At 69.6% G+C, this 16368-nt stretch carries 14 protein-coding genes; 4 read left to right on the top strand and 10 right to left on the bottom strand.

What is annotated here, in order from left to right; all coding sequences use genetic code 11:
• Nucleotides 1–58: 58 nt before the first annotated feature.
• Both LZ198_RS05845 and LZ198_RS05840 read left to right on the top strand, forming a co-directional pair.
• Nucleotides 59–1477, top strand: coding sequence for an aldehyde dehydrogenase family protein (locus tag LZ198_RS05845; RefSeq protein ID WP_253970882.1), 1419 nt, complete (start codon nucleotides 59–61; stop codon nucleotides 1475–1477).
• A gap of 38 nt (nucleotides 1478–1515) precedes the next feature.
• Nucleotides 1516–2610 carry a Zn-dependent alcohol dehydrogenase gene (locus tag LZ198_RS05840; RefSeq protein WP_253970881.1) on the top strand — a complete coding sequence of 365 codons (1095 nt, stop codon included), beginning with the start codon at nucleotides 1516–1518 and terminating at the stop codon, nucleotides 2608–2610.
• Nucleotides 2611–2654: 44 nt separating this feature from the next.
• Here LZ198_RS05840 and LZ198_RS05835 read toward each other — a convergent pair whose 3' ends face one another.
• From LZ198_RS05835 to LZ198_RS05795, 9 genes are all read right to left on the bottom strand, one after another.
• Entirely contained in the window at nucleotides 2655–2933 is a 279-nt protein-coding gene (locus tag LZ198_RS05835; RefSeq protein WP_253970880.1) for a hypothetical protein, read from the bottom strand.
• 147 nt (nucleotides 2934–3080) lie between these two features.
• Entirely contained in the window at nucleotides 3081–3686 is a 606-nt protein-coding gene (locus tag LZ198_RS05830; protein ID WP_323382081.1) for a TMEM165/GDT1 family protein, read from the bottom strand.
• 323 nt (nucleotides 3687–4009) lie between these two features.
• A complete protein-coding gene (locus LZ198_RS05825; RefSeq protein WP_253970878.1) occupies nucleotides 4010–4927 on the bottom strand; it encodes a transporter in 918 nt (305 codons plus the stop codon).
• A gap of 45 nt (nucleotides 4928–4972) precedes the next feature.
• Nucleotides 4973–6064, bottom strand: a complete 1092-nt coding sequence (locus tag LZ198_RS05820; RefSeq protein ID WP_253970877.1) for a branched-chain amino acid ABC transporter permease — start codon at nucleotides 6062–6064, stop codon at nucleotides 4973–4975.
• A gap of 23 nt (nucleotides 6065–6087) precedes the next feature.
• On the bottom strand, nucleotides 6088–6981 hold the full coding sequence (locus tag LZ198_RS05815) for a branched-chain amino acid ABC transporter permease (RefSeq protein WP_253970876.1): 894 nt from the start codon (nucleotides 6979–6981) through the stop codon (nucleotides 6088–6090).
• Nucleotides 6978–8798 carry an AMP-dependent synthetase/ligase gene (locus LZ198_RS05810; protein ID WP_253970875.1) on the bottom strand — a complete coding sequence of 607 codons (1821 nt, stop codon included), beginning with the start codon at nucleotides 8796–8798 and terminating at the stop codon, nucleotides 6978–6980. Before LZ198_RS05810 ends, LZ198_RS05815 begins: the two co-directional genes overlap by 4 nt.
• On the bottom strand, nucleotides 8795–9565 hold the full coding sequence (locus tag LZ198_RS05805) for an ABC transporter ATP-binding protein (protein ID WP_253970874.1): 771 nt from the start codon (nucleotides 9563–9565) through the stop codon (nucleotides 8795–8797). Before LZ198_RS05805 ends, LZ198_RS05810 begins: the two co-directional genes overlap by 4 nt.
• Nucleotides 9566–9573: 8 nt before the next feature.
• Nucleotides 9574–10380, bottom strand: coding sequence for an ABC transporter ATP-binding protein (locus LZ198_RS05800; RefSeq protein ID WP_253970873.1), 807 nt, complete (start codon nucleotides 10378–10380; stop codon nucleotides 9574–9576).
• Nucleotides 10367–11662 carry an ABC transporter substrate-binding protein gene (locus LZ198_RS05795; protein ID WP_253970872.1) on the bottom strand — a complete coding sequence of 432 codons (1296 nt, stop codon included), beginning with the start codon at nucleotides 11660–11662 and terminating at the stop codon, nucleotides 10367–10369. The genes LZ198_RS05800 and LZ198_RS05795 overlap by 14 nt, the downstream gene beginning before the upstream one ends.
• Nucleotides 11663–11997: 335 nt before the next feature.
• On the opposite strand from LZ198_RS05795, the gene LZ198_RS43380 reads away from it, so the two are divergent.
• Entirely contained in the window at nucleotides 11998–13833 is a 1836-nt protein-coding gene (locus LZ198_RS43380; protein ID WP_253970871.1) for a WD40 repeat domain-containing protein, read from the top strand.
• Between the two features lie 7 nt (nucleotides 13834–13840).
• A complete protein-coding gene (locus LZ198_RS05785) occupies nucleotides 13841–15784 on the top strand; it encodes a WD40 repeat domain-containing protein (protein WP_253970870.1) in 1944 nt (647 codons plus the stop codon).
• On the opposite strand, the gene rraA is transcribed toward LZ198_RS05785, so the two are convergent.
• Nucleotides 15736–16221: a ribonuclease E activity regulator RraA gene (gene rraA / locus LZ198_RS05780; RefSeq protein ID WP_253970869.1), complete on the bottom strand. Its 486-nt coding sequence runs from the start codon at nucleotides 16219–16221 to the stop codon at nucleotides 15736–15738. The two genes, LZ198_RS05785 and rraA, sit on opposite strands and share 49 nt — an antisense overlap.
• Nucleotides 16222–16368 lie beyond the last annotated feature (147 nt).

Raw genomic sequence — 16368 nt, 5'->3', positions numbered from 1 at the left:
ACGCGCCCGCTTCTTCAATCCACTGTCGTTTACTCAGACGAGACGAGAGGAGAATCACATGCAGGTCTTCGACAAGCTCTTCATCGGGGGGGAGTGGGTGGCGCCTCGGGGCTCGGGGCACATCGATGTGTACAGCGCCTCCACGGAGGAGGTGATGGGGCGCATCCCCGAGGGCACGAGGGAGGACGTGGACCGCGCGGTGGGCGCGGCGCGAGCCGCCTTCGACGCCTGGGCGGCGTTGCCGGTGGTTGCGCGCGTCGAAGTGCTGAATCGGGTCCAGGAGGGCCTGATGGCGCGACAGGAGGAGTTGGCGTGGACCATCACCGGCGAGGTGGGGATGCCGCTGGGGTTGTCCAAGGCCATCCAGGTGGGGGTACCCATCGCGGTGACGGGTTCGTACGTGAAGCTCCTCCAGGAGCATTCCTCCGAGGAGCAGGTGGGCAACTCCCTGGTGGTCCGCGAGCCCGTGGGGGTCGTCGGCTGCATCACCCCGTGGAACTACCCCCTCCATCAAATCGTCGCGAAGGTGGCGCCCGCGTTGGCCGCGGGTTGCACCCTCGTGCTGAAGCCCAGCGAGGTGGCGCCGCTCAACGCCTTCCTCTTCGCGGACATCCTCCACGCGGCGGGTGTCCCGGCGGGCGTCTTCAACCTCGTCTCCGGTACGGGGCAGGGCGTGGGCGAGGCGCTCGCCAGCCACCCGGAGGTGGACATGGTGTCCTTCACGGGCTCGACGCGCGCGGGCCGCCGGGTGTCGGAGCTGGCCGCGGCCACCGTCAAGCGCGTGGCGCTGGAGCTGGGCGGCAAGTCGGCGTCCATCATCCTCGATGACGCGAACCTCAAGGACGCGGTGAAGCGGAGCGTGGGCAACTGCTTCCTCAACTCCGGGCAGACGTGCACGGCCCATACGCGCCTGCTGGTGCCGCGCGCGCAGCACGAGGAGGCGGCCAGGATCGCAGCGGAGACGGCGGCGACGTTCACCGTCGGAGACCCGTTCAAGAACGAGGCGAAGCTGGGGCCCGTCATCTCCCACACGCAGCGCGCGCGGGTGCGTCAGTACATCGAGCTGGGGCTCCGCGAGGGCGCGCGGCTCGTCGCGGGCGGCCCGGAACAGCCCGAGGGGCTGCCCCGTGGCTACTACGTGAAGCCCACGGTGTTCGCGGACGTCACGCCGGAGATGACCCTCGCGCAGGAGGAGGTCTTCGGCCCGGTGCTGGCCATCCTCCCCTACGCGGACGAGGACGACGCGGTCCGCATCGCGAACGGCACCATCTACGGACTCGCGGGTGGCGTCTGGTCCGAGGACGTGGAGCGCGCGAAGCGCGTCGCCCGGCGACTGCGCACCGGCCAGGTGGACGTCAATGGCGGGCGCTTCAACCCGCTGGCGCCGTTCGGGGGCTACCGCCAGTCCGGCAACGGTCGCGAGCTGGGCCGGTACGGGCTGGAGGAGTTCCAGGAACTGAAGGCCATCCAGCTCTGACTCCCCCCGCTGTGCCTCTTCGACCCAGGAGCCCCCTCATGAAGGCCGCCGTGTGTTTCGAGAAGGACGTGTTGACCATCGACGACGTGCGCTTCGAGCCCCCGCGAGCGCGCGAGCTGCTCGTGCGCATGGTGGCGTGTGGCGTGTGCCACACGGACCTCTCCGTGCTGAATGGCACCGTGAAGATGAAGCTGCCCTGTGTGCTGGGGCACGAGGGCGCGGGCATCGTCGAGGAGGTCGGCGAGGAGGTCACGCACGTGAAGAAGGGCGACAAGGTCGTCCTGTCGTGGGTGGCCCAGTGTGGCGAGTGCTACTTCTGTCGCATCCAACGTCCGAACCTGTGTGAGCTGGGCGAGCGCATCAACGCGGGCAACCGGATGCCGGACGGGAGCACGCGGCTCTACAAGGACACGCGCGAGTTGAACGTCTTCTCCGCGCTGGGGGCGCTGGCGGAGTACGCGGTGGTACCGGCCCGGGCGGCGGTGCGGTTGCCGGAGGATGCGCCGCTCGACAAGGCCGCGCTGGTTGGCTGCGCGGTGGCCACGGGCGTGGGTGCCGTATTCAACACGGCGCAGATGCCGCCGGGGGCGACGGTGGCGGTGTTCGGCACCGGCGGTGTGGGGTTGAACATCATCCAGGGCGCGGTGCTCGCCAAGGCGGAGCGCATCATCGCGGTGGACGTGAACCCGAAGAAGCTGGAGTTCGCCAAGGTGTTCGGCGCCACGGACGTCGTGGACGCGAGCACGGGGGACCCGGTGGCCGCGATTCGCGAGCTGACGCGCGGGCGCGGCGCGGACTACGCCTATGAAGCCGTGGGCCGCAAGGAGACCATCGAGCAGGCCTACCTGTGCACGCGCAAGGCGGGCACGTGTGTCGTCGTCGGTGTGGGCAGCGTGAAGGAGCAGATCTCCCTCAACGTCTTCGTCCTGCCGCTGTTCGAGAAGCGGCTGCTCGGCTCGTGGTTCGGCACGGCGGACGTCCACAAGGACATGCCCCGGCTCCTGGAGCTCTACCGGGAGGGCCGGCTCAAGCTCGATGAGCTGGTGACGACGACGTACAAGCTGGACCAGCTCGACCGGGCGTTCGCGGACATGAAGAGCGGCGTGAATGCCCGGGGCGTCGTGCTCTTCTGAGGGCGGGAAGGGCTGCTCGGTGGCGGGCCCTGTTCCGGCGGCGTTCAGGTGGGGCCGAGCACGGCCCTGCCGAGGACCATCACCCCGAAGATGAAGACCAGCGAGAGCGCCGCGCACCCGAGGAACCACCCCATGCCGAGGAGCTGCCAGCGCCGCACCCGGACAGGGCCGAAGGTGAACAGGTATCGCCACCAGTCCCGCCAGGGCAGCCACGCGCCGTGCTTCGAGGCACCCGAGAAGACGAGCATGCCCAAGACGCCGGTGATTCCCAGCAGGGTTCCACCGGTGAAGGCGACGATGGTGAAGACGTTCGTGGTGCTCATGACGGGCCTGTCCCCCTTCGCGTGACGCCAACCCTCGAAGGACTTCGTCCGCGAAGCCCTCCTGCGCGGTCCACCCCGTGTGGTGAGCCGTGCCTCCTGGCGTCGGATGCTAGCACCTTCGAGGGTGCGCCTGCCCCGGACGGAGGGTCAGGGCGTGGCGTTCGACATGGCCGCGGAGGTGTCGATGCCTCCGTGGAGCGCGGCCCACAGCGACAAGAGGCCGAAGATGAAGAACAGGGAGGCGGCGAACCAGCGCACCCACTTCATCTGGACCTTGTTCGCGAGCTTGTCGCCCAGGAACACGGCGGGCCCGTTGGCGGCGAGCATTCCGAAGGTCGTGCCGAACGTGACCAGGGAGATGGACTGATAGCGGGCCGCGAGCGCCACCGTGGCGAACTGGGTCTTGTCTCCCATCTCCGCGAGGAAGAAGAGGACGATGGTGGTGAGGAGCGCGCCGAAGCGCCCCGTGTTCTGCGTCTCGTCCAGCGTGTCCGGCTTGAGCGTCCACAAGCCGAAGCCGATGAAGAGCACCGCGAGGATGCCCGCCATGACGCGCGGCGACACATGCGACGACACCCAGGTCCCGAGCGTCGCCGCGAGCGCGTGGTTGGCCAGGGTGGCGATGAGGATGCCCGTGATGACCACCCAGGGGCGGCGGAAGCGGGACGCCAGCGAGAAGGCCAGGAGCTGGGTCTTGTCGCCCATCTCACTGGCCGCCACGAGAACGAATGAACCGAAGATTGCCTCGAACACCACTGCACCTCGCGCCACGTTGGGGCCGAGGGGCTCGTGTGAGGCCAGACCGCGCGCACGAACGACCTCGGCCAGGTTGGTACCTGTCCGAAGGTCTCGTTCGCCTCGCGCACTGCCGAGGTGGGTGCCCGGGCCGGGGTGGGCCAGTGTGTCGAGCATCCCTACGCCGCTGATTCCCGGCGTGAACTACTCCCCTTGCTGACGGCGGCAAGTAGCAGCAGCCACTTTCGTCGTCAAGTGTGGCGGGGCCGGGCAGGGCTCGCCAGGACGCGTGCTGGTGGGGCCGTCGGAGCGGGACACGCCGCGACGACCCCCCAGGCCTCTCAGAAGAACACGTGCGTGAAGCGCGCGCCCACGTACTGGCTCTTCGTCACGCCCTCCGACACGTCGATGTCCGGCTGGAACTGGAGCATCAGCGTGGAGGCCTTCTCCAGGCGGATGCCCATGGTCAGCCGCAGCGACTGCACCGTCTGGCTGGGGGCGATCTGCAGCTCACCCGCGCCCGTCTCCACGGTGCGCTTGCCCGCCTTGTCGATGAGGTAGCCCACGCCAGTGAAGAACGTGGGGGACAGGTCCATGCCCAGGTGGAAGATGCCGCCGAACGTGGGGGCCTGGCTCAGCGTCACCTTCGCCGCCCCCTCCGTCGTGGGCAGCAGGTACTCGTCGTTGTCTCCCTGGAACGCCATGTTCACCATGGCCTCCGCGGTGAACGCCTTCATGAAGCGCTGGCCCACGACGAGCTGCGGACGTACCACCCAGCGGTTGGCGCCGATGTTGACGAACCGGGTGCTGTCATAGCTGCCCGTCGGAATCGTGACGTAGGGCGTGAACGCGAACCACGTGTGCGTGTTGATCTCCGCGTTCTGGACCAGCCCATAGCCAATCGTCGGGATGTACGTGATGTCGCCCACACCCGAGGCTCGCAGCGCCGTCTTCGGGCCCGCGGGCGTGGCCGGGTTGGCCTGGAACACCGTGACGTCCACCACCGGCAGGCTCACGTCGAGCGGGACGACGACCAGGTCCGCGAACTTCAACACGTACGTGGCGCGGAACGCGGCTTGGAGTTGCGAGAAGTCCCGCTCACCGGAGGCGGAGACGTGACGCAGGTACATGTTGGTGATGACGCCTCGGTGCGGGACGAAAAAGCCCGCCTCGTAGTCACGCAGGTCCGGCTGCTGGGCCTCGGCACCGGACGCGGACAGGAGCGACACGAACAGGACGGTAAGCAGCATGCGCTTCATGGTGAGTCTCCCTCCCTCAGTGGAACGTCATCGTCATGGCGGGCCTCAGTAACGGAAGGGCCACGCCTGGAAGTACCGCCGGACCCGCAGCCACACCCCGAACAGCCCCAGCGGCTCGCGCACCAGCACGAGCACCACCACCCCCGACAACAACACCGTCGCCTGCTGCGCCGACGTCAGTTGGTCTAGCAGCGGGACCGCGCCGCCCACCGTCTCCGCCAGCGGGCTCAGGAACGTGAAGGCCAGCGCGCCGCTCACCGCGCCGAACACGGAGCCCACGCCGCCGAGGACGATCATCGCGATGTATTGGATGGACAGGTTCAGGTCGAAGGGCGGCTCGACCGTGATGTATTGCTGCTGGAAGGCGAACATCGCCCCCGCCACCCCCGCCAGGAAGGAAGACACCCCGAAGGCCTGGAGCTTCGCCCGCGTCGTGTCGACGCCGAGCACCTCCGCCGCCAGGTCCTGGTCCCGCACCGCCATCATCGCCCGGCCGCTGTCGGAGCGCTGCACGTTGCGCGTCAGCCACACCGCGCCGCCCGACAGGAGCAGGAACACGAAGTACAGCTTCCGCTCGAACGTGAGCCGCACCCCGCCCACCGTCCACGTGCCTCCCAGCGGCACCCCGCCCGCGCCCGTCTCGTCGCGGAACCACCACGACATGGGCACGGCCGTGCCGCTGAGGCCGTTCGTCACGTCCGGGTAGGCGAGCAGCACGTGCTGGGTGAGGAACACCAACCCCAGCGTGACGATGGCCAGGTAGAGCCCCTTGAGCCGCAGCGCGAACGCGCCGATGACCACGCCGACCAGCGCGGACAGTCCCCCCGCGAAGGGCAGCGCCAGCCAGAAGGGCCACCCGAGCTTCCCGCCGAGCACCGCCACCGCGTACGCGCCCAAGGCGAGGAAGGCCGCGTGTCCCAGGCTCACCTGTCCGGCGAAGCCCGTGAGCACCATCAACGCCGCCGCGCCGACGATGGCCACCAGCCCCAGGTTGCCCACCGTGAGCCAGCGCGCGCTGGCCAGCCACGGATAGGCCAGGGCGACTGCCACCGCGAGCACCGCGCCGGCCTTGTGCCACGCGCCGGGCAGCAGCTTCAGGTCGTCTTCGTAGCGAATCACCAGGGGGCGGGTCGGCATGGGTCGTCTCGCGAGCGCGCGCACTAGACGCGGCGCACCTCGTGCTCCCCCCACAGCCCACGCGGACGCAGGACCAGGAAGAGGATCATCGCGGCGTAGGGGAAGACGGCGTGGAAGTTGTGCCCGAAGGCGCCCAGGTGCGGGTTCACATAGGCTTGCGACAGCACCTCCAGGAGGCCCAGCACGAACGCGGCCACCACCGCGCCCACCACGGACTCCAGCCCGCCCACGATGATGGCGGGGAACGCGCGCAGCGCGACGTAGCCCAGGTTCGAGTCCACCGAGCGCGGGAACATCCCCAGGAACACGCCGGCCACCGCCGCCGTCGCGCCCGCGAGGAACCAGGTGAAGCCGAGCACGCGTCCCACGGGGATGCCCAGCGACAGCGCCACCTCCTGGTTCTCGCTCGACGCGCGCATCGCCACGCCCAGCGGCGTGCGCTGCACCAGCCCGTGCAGCCCCACGAGCACGACGGTGGTCGCGCCCAGTGAAACCAGCGACGACAGGAGCACCGTGGAGTCGCCCAGTTGCACCTCCGCCATGGCGTCCCACGGCGTGGGCATGCCGCGGGTGTCCGCGCCGAAGGCGATGACGATTCCCGCGCGCAGCAGCAGCCCGAGGAACAGCGTGAGGATGATGGTGGTGAAGACGGGGCGGCCCACCATGCGGCGCAGCACCGCGCGCTCCAGCAGGGCGGCCAACCCGCCGGTGAGCGCGGCAGTGGCGGCGAGCGCCAGCCACCAGGGCAGCACCTGCGCGAGCGCCGTCATCAGGAACGCGCCCAGGCTGAGCAGCTCGCCGTGCGCGAAGTTGAAGAGCCGGGAGGCCCGGTACACCACCGAGAAGCCCAGCGCGATGAGCGCGTAGCTCGCGCCGAGCGCGAGACCGGAGATGCCGAGCTGGAGCAACTGGGTCATTCGCGTGTCCTCGCGTACATCTCTTCCACCAACGCCGCGTGCAGCTCGAGCACCGCCTTGCGCCGCACCTTGAGCGACGCGGTCACCTCGCCTGCGTCCTGGGTCATCTCCCGGGCCAGCAGCCGGAAGGTCCGCACCTGCTCCACGCGGGCGAGGCCCTCGTTGGCGCGGGCCACCTCCTCGTCGATGAGCTTGCGCACCTCGGGCCGCTGGGTGAGGTCCGTGTACGAGGTGAAGCCGATGCGACGGCGCATCGCCCAGTCGGCCACCGTCTCCGGGTCCACCTGCACCAGCGCGGTGACGAAGGGCCGACGGTCGCCGATGGCCACCGCCTCCTTGATGTACGGGCTGTTCTTCAGCGCGTTCTGGATGCGCTCGGGGGAGAGGTTCTTCCCTCCGGAGGTGATGAGGATTTCGCGCTTTCGGCCGGTGATGCGCAGGTAGCCGTCCGCGTCGACTTCACCCAGGTCCCCGGTGTGCAGCCAGCCGCCCTCGCCCAGCACCTCCGCCGTGGCGTCCGGGCGGTTGAGGTAGCCGAGGAAGACGTTGGCGCCGCGGATGAGCACCTCGCCGTCCCCGGCGATGCGACACTCCACCCCCGGCGAGGTGCGCCCCACGGTGCCCAGCCGCGTGGCGTCCGGGAGGTTGATGTGGCTGGTGCCCGCGCTCTCCGTCTGGCCATAGCCTTCGTGGATGGACACGCCGATGCCGTCGAACCACGCGAGCAGCTCCGGGGAGATGGGCGCCGCGCCGGAGATGGGGAGGCGACAGCGTCGCAGCCCCAGCCGCTCCTGGAGCGGGCGGAAGACGAGCAGGTCCCCCACGAACCACACCAGCGGATCCCACCACCGGCGCCGGCCGTCGCGGCGCCGCTCGCGAATCTGGCCGCCCAGCCGGGTGAAGGTGGTGAAGAGCGTGCGCTTGAGCCACGACGCGTCCTTCATCTTCACCAGCACCGCCGCGTGCATCTTCTCCCAGATGCGCGGCACGCCGAGGAACACGGTGGGGGACACCTCGGCCACGTCGTGCTGCACCGTCTCCAGTGCTTCTCCGAAGTGGACCTTGCCCCCCACGACGAGCGGCAACAGCAGGCTGAACAGCTTCTCCGCCACGTGGCACAAGGGCAGGTAGGAGACGACGCTGTCCCCGGGGCCCAGGCCGAGCCGCTCGACGAACAGCTCCGAGCCCTGGAGCATGTTGCGGCTGGAGACGAGCGCCCCCTTGGGCGTCCCCGTCGTGCCGGACGTGTAGATGACCATGGCCGCCTCGTCCGGCGAGCGCTGGGCGAGCTGCTCGCGCAGCCACCCGGGCGTTATCGCCAGCAGCACGCGGCCTCGCTCCAGGAAGTCGGACCACGGCTGGAGGCGGGGGTCCTCCACGCCGCGCAGTCCGCGCATCTCGAGGACGACGACGTGGCGGACGGAGGGCGTCTCGGCCGCCACGGCGGCGACCTTGTCGTATTGCTCCTGGTCCTCGCAGAGGACGACGGCGCAGCGCGCGTCCTCGAGGATGAAGGCGACGTCCGCGGCGGGGTTCGTCTGGTAGATGCCCACCGAGCGCGCGCCGAGCACCTGCGCGCCCAGGTCCATGAACAGCCACTCCGGCCGGTTGTCGCTGAGGATGGCGACGGAGTCCCCCGCCCGTACCCCCAGCTCCCACAGCACGCGGGCCACCCAGCCCACGCGGTCCAGGTAGTCGCGGAAGGACAGCTCCTTCCACAGGCCGCGGTGCTTCTCGCGGATGGCGACCGCGAGGGGGCGCTGCTCCGCCTGGAGCCAGAGCTGGCCCGCCAGCGTCATGGGCAGCGTGGCGCTCATGCCGCCACCGTCCCGCCGACGTAGGCGCTCAAGACGCGCGCGTCCTCGCGCAGCGACGCCGGCGGCCCGTTCGCGATGACGCGCCCCCGGTCCAGCACCGTCACCTGCGTGGCCAGGTCCATCACGAAGCGCAGCTCGTGGCCGATGAGGACCTGCGTCACGCCCAGCTCGTGGCGGATGTCGAGCAGGTGGTTGGCCATGTCCTCCGTCTCCTCCTGGTTGAGGCCGGCGGTGGGCTCGTCGAGCAGGAGCAGGCGCGGCTCCATGCACAGCGCGCGGCCCAGCTCCACGCGCTTGCGGATGCCGTACGGGAGCACCGCCACCGGCATCCACCGGAAGTGCTCCAGGTCGAGGAAGTCGATGACCTCCTCCGCCTTCTCGCGGTGACGTATCTCCTCCTCGCGCGCGCGGCGCGTCCAGAACAGGTTCGCGAGCAGGCCCGTGCGGTAGCGCGTGTGTCGGCCGAGCAGGAGGTTCTCCAACACCGTCAGGTGCTCGAAGAGCGCCAGGTTCTGGAACATCCTCGCCACGCCCAGGTGCGCGATGCGCGTGGGGCCCACGCCCGTGAGGTCCTTGCCGTCCAGCCACACCCGGCCCTCCATGTGACGGTGGATGCCGCTGATGCAGTTGAAGAGGCTGCTCTTGCCGGCGCCGTTGGGGCCAATCACGGCGTGCAGCGCGCCGGCCTCGATGGCGAAGTTGACGCCATCCAGGGCGCGGACTCCGGAGAAGGACAGGCCGACGTTGTCGAGCTCGAGCAGGGCCATGGCTCTCCTCACGACAGCCAGCGCCGCTTGCGGCGATAGCGTTTCAGCTCGTGGTAGCCGCGTTGCCCCTCGCGGCCGAAGCCCAGGTAGAACTCCTGGACGTCCGGGTCCTCGCGCAGTTGCTCGGCGGGGCCGTCCAGCACCACCTTGCCCGTCTCCAGGACGTAGCCGTGGCTGGCGAGGCCCAGCGCCACCTTCGCGTTCTGCTCCACCAGCAGCACCGACACGCCCTCGTCGCTGATGTGGCGAATCAGCTCCGCCACCTCGCCCACCGCCTTGGGGGACAGGCCGAGGAAGGGCTCGTCCAGGAGCAGCACGCGCGGGCGGCGCATCAGGCCCCGGCAGATGGCGAGCAGTTGCTGCTCGCCGCCGGACAGGTAGCCCGCGGGCTGGCGGCGGCGCTCGCGCAGCAGGGGGAAGCGCGTGAAGGCGGACTCCACGAGTTCGCGGCGCGCCTGGGGGCCCATGCCGAAGCCGCCTGCGAGCAGGTTCTCCTCCACGGAGAGCGCGTCGAGGATGCGGCGGCCCTCCAGTACCTGCACCACGCCCGCGCGCACGCGGCCGTCCGCGGCCAGGGGCAGCAGGCTCTGGCCGCTCAGCTCGATGTGTCCCTGGGTGATGGCGCCGTCGTGCAGGTCCAGCAGGCCGCTGATGGCGCGCAGCGCGGTGGACTTGCCCGCGCCGTTGGGCCCCAGGAGCGCCACCACGCCTCGCGTGGGCACCTCCAGGGTGATGCCCCGGAGCGCGCGCACCACGGAGTGGTAGACGACCTGGAGGTTCTGGACGCGCAGCAGCGGTGGACTACTTGCTGACATCGGCGGCCCGGGGCGTGGGGGGGCTCAGGGCCTTGGGCGCGGCGTAGCCCGCGACGACGCTCCAGGTGCCCTGGTCGAGCACGGGCTTGAGCACGCGGACGTCGACGGCCGTCTCGTACGGGAAGCGGGAGAGGTTCACCGGCTCCGCCGTCATGCCGCCCGCGGTCGTGTTCAGGGCCTTGAGGGCCTTGAGGTAGCCGGCGCGGGTGACGTCCTTCGATTCGATGGCCGCCTGGAGGGCCTCCAACTGGATGCGGCCCTGGACGTAGGAGGACAGCGTGTAGAAGTCCCTGGGCGTGTCCGGATACTTCGCGTGGAGCGCGAGGAAGTCCTTCATGCCCGGCACGTCGTCGCCCCAGAAGGTGAGGCCCGTGGCCCAGTAGAAGTTCGTGAAGACCGGGGGCGGGATGACCTTGGGGTCGAAGAAGCGGTCCACCCAGGCGGGCGTCTGGCCCACCCAGTTGGGCAGGTACTTGAGCTGGGCGGCGGTGCCGAGGATGGGGCCGGACGCGCCGGGCAGCACGGTGAGCAGCACGTAGTTGGCGCCGGAGGCCTTCAGCGCGGTGACGACGGCGGCGAAGTCCTTCTGGCCCGGGGCGACGCTCTGCTGCGACACGATGGTGACGCCGTGGAACTTCGCGGCCTCCGCCCAGCCTTCCAGGCCGTCCTTCCCGTAGTCGTCGCCCTGCGCGACGATGGCGGCCTTCACCTTGGCCGCGCCGCCGGCATGCTCGACGGCCCAGTCCATGGCGCGCATCGCCTCCAGCTTGTACGACGCGCCGATGGGCGGCGTGTACTCGTGTCGCGCCATCTCCGACGACTGCGACGCGGGGAAGGCCACCAGGCCGTCCGCGGTCAGCTTGTCGCGCAGGGGCAGGGTGTTGGGTGTGCCGAAGCTGGTGCCGAGGAACAGCACGTTGTCGTGGATGTCGCTGTACGCCTGCACCGCGTTCTGCGGGTTGTAGGCGTGGTCGCGCTCGACGAGTTCGATGGTCCACCCCGCGGGGAGCAGGCCGCTGTCACCCGCGTTCACCTGCTTCGCCAGCAGGCGCTTGCCCGCGGCGAAGGGCTTGCCGATGGCCGCACCCGGGCCGCTCTCGTCGTTGAGCGCGCCGATGTAGACGACCTTCTTCTCCACGTCGACGCCCTTGTCTGTCTTGACGTCCGAGGCCGGCTGCGCGCGCGCGGCGGCCTCCTCTGGCTTCGGCGTCGAAGCCTCTTCCTTCTTGCAGGCCACCAGTCCGAGCGTCGCTACCAGGAGTCCGACCACGAGTCGTTGCATCGCAACCTCCCCGTCAGCTTCGTGGCGGGCACAGTAGCCATCAGTGTTGGAAGTTGAAAGACATCCACCTGGAAATCGGTGGCTGTTTTTCGCGATGCGGAACGCTCGTGAGGTGTCTTTCGGATGGGTTCCGCATGGCGGAATGGGTGATTGGGTTTGGGCTGATTGTGTTTCGCGAAGCGGAACGTGCGGGGTCGGTTCGACGCGGGATGTCATGGGTTGGCGTGCGGTGTTCGTCAGGTTGGCGGGAATCGTCCGTCGCTGGCGTTCACCCCGACATGCCCGAACCGGACCCGACCCTGCCCCGGCTGGACGTTTTTGGAGACCCTCTTCCCGTGCAGGCGCATGGCCGCTGTGGGACGGTGCGCTACTGGCACCCCCGAGAGAAGGACGTTGGTACGCGGGGTGTCGGCACGGTGTCCTTCTCGCAGGACTCGCGCAGGTTGCTGACCTCGGGAGGCATCTCCGCGCGCGTCTGGGATATCGAGACGGGACGGGAGGTGCTCGTCCTGCGCGACGGTGAGCGGCCGATACATGCCGCGCTCCACGTGCCTGGAGGTCTCATCGTCACGGCCAGTGGAGCCGGCGGTGCGGTGACGCTGTGGGAGGCGACGACGGGCGAGGTGCTGTCACGGTGGGGGGGCTTCGGCCATGCGGTCCGCGCGTTGGCGCTCTCCCCGGATGGGCACACGCTGCTGGCGGGCTGTGAGGGACCGGAGTGCCTGGTCGTCTTCGACCTGCGGACGGGGACGCTCGTGAAGCGACTCCAGCTGGAGAACAGCTTCGGGCCGGCGTACTCGCTCTCGTTCTCTCCCGACGGGACGCTCGCGCTCGTGTTGGAGGCGAGTCTGGAGCCGGTTCGTCTGTGTGTCTTCGAGACCACCGGCTGGAGTCTGCTGTGGTCCCGGGAGGGGTATGCGTATGGACACCCCTGGGCGGTGTTCTCCGAGGACAGCGCCTTCATCCACACCCGACGCACGGGCGTCGAGTGGCGTTGTTACATCCGCACGCACGCGGCCCGGACGGGCGAGAGCGTCGCCGAGGTCGAGGTCCAGAGGGAGGCAGGTCCCTCCCTGCCATTGCCGGATGGGCGGAAGGTGCGGCTGCTACCAGACCGGCTCCTCGTCTACCGGGGGGCCTGCCTCGAGCGGTGGATGTCATTGCCTGGCGACCTGCGAGGTGATGACCGGAACGTGGCTGTGTCCCCCGATGGGCGATGGGCATCGTTCGCACGAGACGACTCCTCCGTGGTGCTGCTGGACCTGGAGACGCGTCGCATGGTCCCGGAGCACGCGCACCGCACGGCGGTGTCTCAGCTCACGTTCTCGAAGGACGAGCCGACCGTGTTGTCGACCTTCGCCCAGGATGGCTCCGTTCGCGCCTGGTTCCCTCAGTCCGGACGCGAGGTGGGCTGTCGTTCCTTCTCCGGGACGAGCATGGACTCGGTCCAACTCAGCGGGGGACGCGTCTTCGAGGTGTCGCATCTCCAGGGGGGGCGACTCCTCGTCGACTTCATGCACCACACGGAAGTGGAGCTGGTGAGCAGTCGTAACGTCGCGTCAGCGGCATGGTCCGACGACCGGTTCATCCTCGCGGAGCTGGTCCACGCTGGCCCCGATATGCGCCTGCGGGTCTGTGACACCCGCGATGGGCGCTGTCTGTGGAACGTTCTCGTGGAGTCCGGAGACGCGTCGCTCCACGCGGTATCTCGGACGGGGGCGCGCGTGGTGACGGTGGGTGACGAGTTGCCAGGAGGGTTCGTTGACCTGCGGCTGTGGGACCTGTCTCTCGGCGCACGCTGGCGCACGCTGCGAATTCCCCGTGGGCAGAGGACATGGGGCTTCACCCCGGATGAGGGAACGCTCGTGCTCGAGGCGGCGCCGGGCGTGCTGTCCCTCGTGGAGTTCGCGTATCCGGAGCGCCGCGTCCACCTGCGCTGTGCCTCGCGCTTCTGGACCCTCGCTTTCGCGGAGCAGGGGACCCTGCTGGCCACGGGGGACACGGATGGGCGGGTCCAGGTCTGGAGCATCGACGGGCGGCTCCTGGCCTCGCTGGAGGGCCACAGGGGGACTGTCACCGCCCTGGCCTTCTCCCCACGAGGGGACTTCCTGGCTTCGGGTGGGGCGGATGCGGTGGCGCTCATCTGGCCCTCGCGGGCCTGGGAGGGATGACCCGTCGATGACGACGTCGGATGGAAGGGATGGTCGACTCGACGCCTGGGGAGATGTGCTCCCCGAGCTCGCGCACAGTCGCTGCGGCACCGTGCGCTATCTGCACCGCTTCGGTTCGGGGAAGTCGCTCGGGTCGTTGTCCTCGGTCTCCTTCTCCCCGGATTCACGAGCGCTCGTCACCGCGGGGGATTGCTCCGCGCGGGTGTGGGACCCCGTGGACGGGCGTGAGCTGCGAGTGCTGGAGGCGGATGAGCAGCCCGTGATGGCCGCCCGGTTCGTGTCCCCCGAACGTGTCGTCACCTTGAGCATGGACGGCGCCATGCGGCTGTGGGACGTCCCTCGCGGAGCGGTGCTGCGGTGTTGGCGAGTGCCAGGCAGCGGCGGCCGGCGGCTGGCGCTGTCTCCGGACGGCACCACGTTGCTGGCGGCGACGGAGCGGCCGAACGGCTTCGTGGTCTTCGATGTGCCCACCGAGACGTTGGTGAAACATGTGTCGCTGCCCGACAGCCCGGGCGCTCCGGCCGAGCTGTCCTTCTCACCCGACGGTTCCTGTGTCCTGATGCTGGAGCACGGTGAACGGCTCACGCGCTTGTCTGTCTTCGACGCCCGTGAATGGACGCCACGCTGGCAGGTGGACGGCGCCGTGGACGGTCCCTATTCCTGGGCGGTGTTCTCCGCGGAGGGCGACTCCATCCAGTGTCGATACCTGGAGACCGAGCGCGAGAAGAACCGCGTGCGGACCTATGCGGTCCGGACCGGCGTTCTGGTGGAGGAGGTCGTGCGGGCCCATTCCCCCGCGCCGACATGGCCCCTGCCCGACGGGCGTCAGATGCGCATCGTGAATCAACGCCTGGTTGTCTCACGCGGAGAGCAGTTGGAGCGGTGGCTGCGATTGCCGTGTGAAACCGCGGCGACGAGGTGGCGACCCGGGGTTTCACCCGACGGACGATGGGTCGCCTTCGCGAGGGACGCCGCTTGCGTGCTCCTGGTGGACCTGGAGGCGTGGCGCGTCGTTCCGGAGCAGGCGCACCACCATCTGGTCACGCACCTTTCGTTCGCGGACGATGGGCGGCACCTCGTGACGTTCTGCGCGGACGGAGGCCTGCGGGTCTGGGAGCATGATTCGGGACGTCAGGTGCGCTATGTGCCCCAGCTCCCGGAGTACCCGCATCGGATGTTCCTGAGCGCGGGGCGCGCCTGTGTGGTGATGGGCTTTCGGGAGAGGTTCCTGTTCGACCCGTTGTCGGAGGAGACGACGGAGCTCTCCGATGGGTGTGATGTCTACAGCGCGGTCTGGGCGGACGATGGCAGCGCCTTCGCGCAGGTCCACGAGGAGCACGGCGACGCCTGGCTGAGGGTGACCGACACCCGGACGGGGCTTCGGGTCGGAGAGGTATGCGAGCGGCTCGGCACACGCATCAGCGCCGTCTCCCGAGGCGGCCGATGGTTGTTGGTCGTGAACGCGTGGAGCGTGGACGACGGGACGCGACGGTGGACGAGCAAGCTCTGGGACGTGAAGAGGGGCACCTATCGCCCGGTGGTCATCGGCCGGCGCCAGCGCGCACGGCTCCTGTGCCTCGCTCCGGACGAAGGTGTGTTGGTCCTCCAGGAGGACTACCGCGACGTCGTCCTCGTCGACCTGTCATGCCCGGGGCGGGAAGTGAGGCTGGGCGCGAGTGTCTTCACCTGGGCCGTCGCGCTCTCGGCGGATGGCAGCCTGGTCGCGACGGGGGACATCGAGGGCCAGGTCCGGGTCTGGGGGCGCGACGGGGCGCTCCTGGCCACGCTGCACGGACACCTCGCGGGCATCCAGGCCCTGGCCTTCTCGCGGGACGGTGAGTGGCTGGCCTCGGGGAGCGCCGACGCCACCGTCCTCGTCTGGCCCCGGAGCGCGTGGCGGACTCAGCCCAGCGCCTTGTCCGCCGTGACGATGCCGTCCTCGTCCGCGTAGAGGAACTGGCCGGGGCGGAAGGTGATGCCCGCGAAGCGGACCTCCACGTCGCGCTGCCCCTCGTTGCGCTTGCCGCTCTTGAGGGGATGGGTTCCCAGGGCCTTCACGCCCACCTCGGTGCGGCCCACCTCGACCGAGTCGCGGATGCAGCCGTTGACCACGACGCCCGCCCAGCCGTTGCGCTGCGCGAGCAGGGCGAGCTGGTCTCCCACCAGCGCGCAGCGACGGCTCGCGCCACCGTCCACGACGAGGACGCGGCCCTGGCCGGGCTCCTCCAGGGCCTTGCGCACCAGGGAGTTGTCCTCCGGGGCGCGGACGGTGCTGACGGGGCCGGAGAAGGACTTGCGACCGCCGTAGTCGTGGAACCCGGGCTCCGCCACCTGGAAGCCGGGGGTGCTCGAGTGGGTGTCACACAGGTCCGCGGTCTTGAAATCCATGGGCTTGCTCCATGAGGCCGCCCAGAGGGCGAGCGGGGGGACGGCGTGTCACGGGCCTGCTTCGCACGAAACCTCGACCGGGGTGGGATTTTCCAGGGAAACGCCCCGGAGGCCCGACGCGGCGTGTCCATAATCCGATGCCGACGG

This window comes from Myxococcus dinghuensis, from assembly GCF_024198235.1.
GTDB classification, from domain to species: Bacteria; Myxococcota; Myxococcia; order Myxococcales; family Myxococcaceae; genus Myxococcus; species Myxococcus dinghuensis.
Note: the sequence above shows the minus strand (reverse complement) of the source record. Positions and strands in the feature narration are given on the sequence as shown.

Excerpts from the sequence above, each read along its gene's own strand:
- LZ198_RS05845 (WP_253970882.1), top strand. The coding sequence starts at position 59 with ATGCAGGTCTTCGACAAGCTCTTCATCGGGGGGGAGTGGGTGGCGCCT.
- LZ198_RS05840 (WP_253970881.1), top strand. The coding sequence starts at position 1,516 with ATGAAGGCCGCCGTGTGTTTCGAGAAGGACGTGTTGACCATCGACGAC.
- LZ198_RS05835 (WP_253970880.1), bottom strand. The coding sequence starts at position 2,933 with ATGAGCACCACGAACGTCTTCACCATCGTCGCCTTCACCGGTGGAACC.
- LZ198_RS05825 (WP_253970878.1), bottom strand. The coding sequence starts at position 4,927 with ATGAAGCGCATGCTGCTTACCGTCCTGTTCGTGTCGCTCCTGTCCGCG.
- LZ198_RS05820 (WP_253970877.1), bottom strand. The coding sequence starts at position 6,064 with ATGCCGACCCGCCCCCTGGTGATTCGCTACGAAGACGACCTGAAGCTG.
- LZ198_RS05815 (WP_253970876.1), bottom strand. The coding sequence starts at position 6,981 with ATGACCCAGTTGCTCCAGCTCGGCATCTCCGGTCTCGCGCTCGGCGCG.
- LZ198_RS05810 (WP_253970875.1), bottom strand. The coding sequence starts at position 8,798 with ATGAGCGCCACGCTGCCCATGACGCTGGCGGGCCAGCTCTGGCTCCAG.
- LZ198_RS05805 (WP_253970874.1), bottom strand. The coding sequence starts at position 9,565 with ATGGCCCTGCTCGAGCTCGACAACGTCGGCCTGTCCTTCTCCGGAGTC.
- LZ198_RS05800 (WP_253970873.1), bottom strand. The coding sequence starts at position 10,380 with ATGTCAGCAAGTAGTCCACCGCTGCTGCGCGTCCAGAACCTCCAGGTC.
- LZ198_RS05795 (WP_253970872.1), bottom strand. The coding sequence starts at position 11,662 with ATGCAACGACTCGTGGTCGGACTCCTGGTAGCGACGCTCGGACTGGTG.
- LZ198_RS05785 (WP_253970870.1), top strand. The coding sequence starts at position 13,841 with ATGACGACGTCGGATGGAAGGGATGGTCGACTCGACGCCTGGGGAGAT.
- rraA (WP_253970869.1), bottom strand. The coding sequence starts at position 16,221 with ATGGATTTCAAGACCGCGGACCTGTGTGACACCCACTCGAGCACCCCC.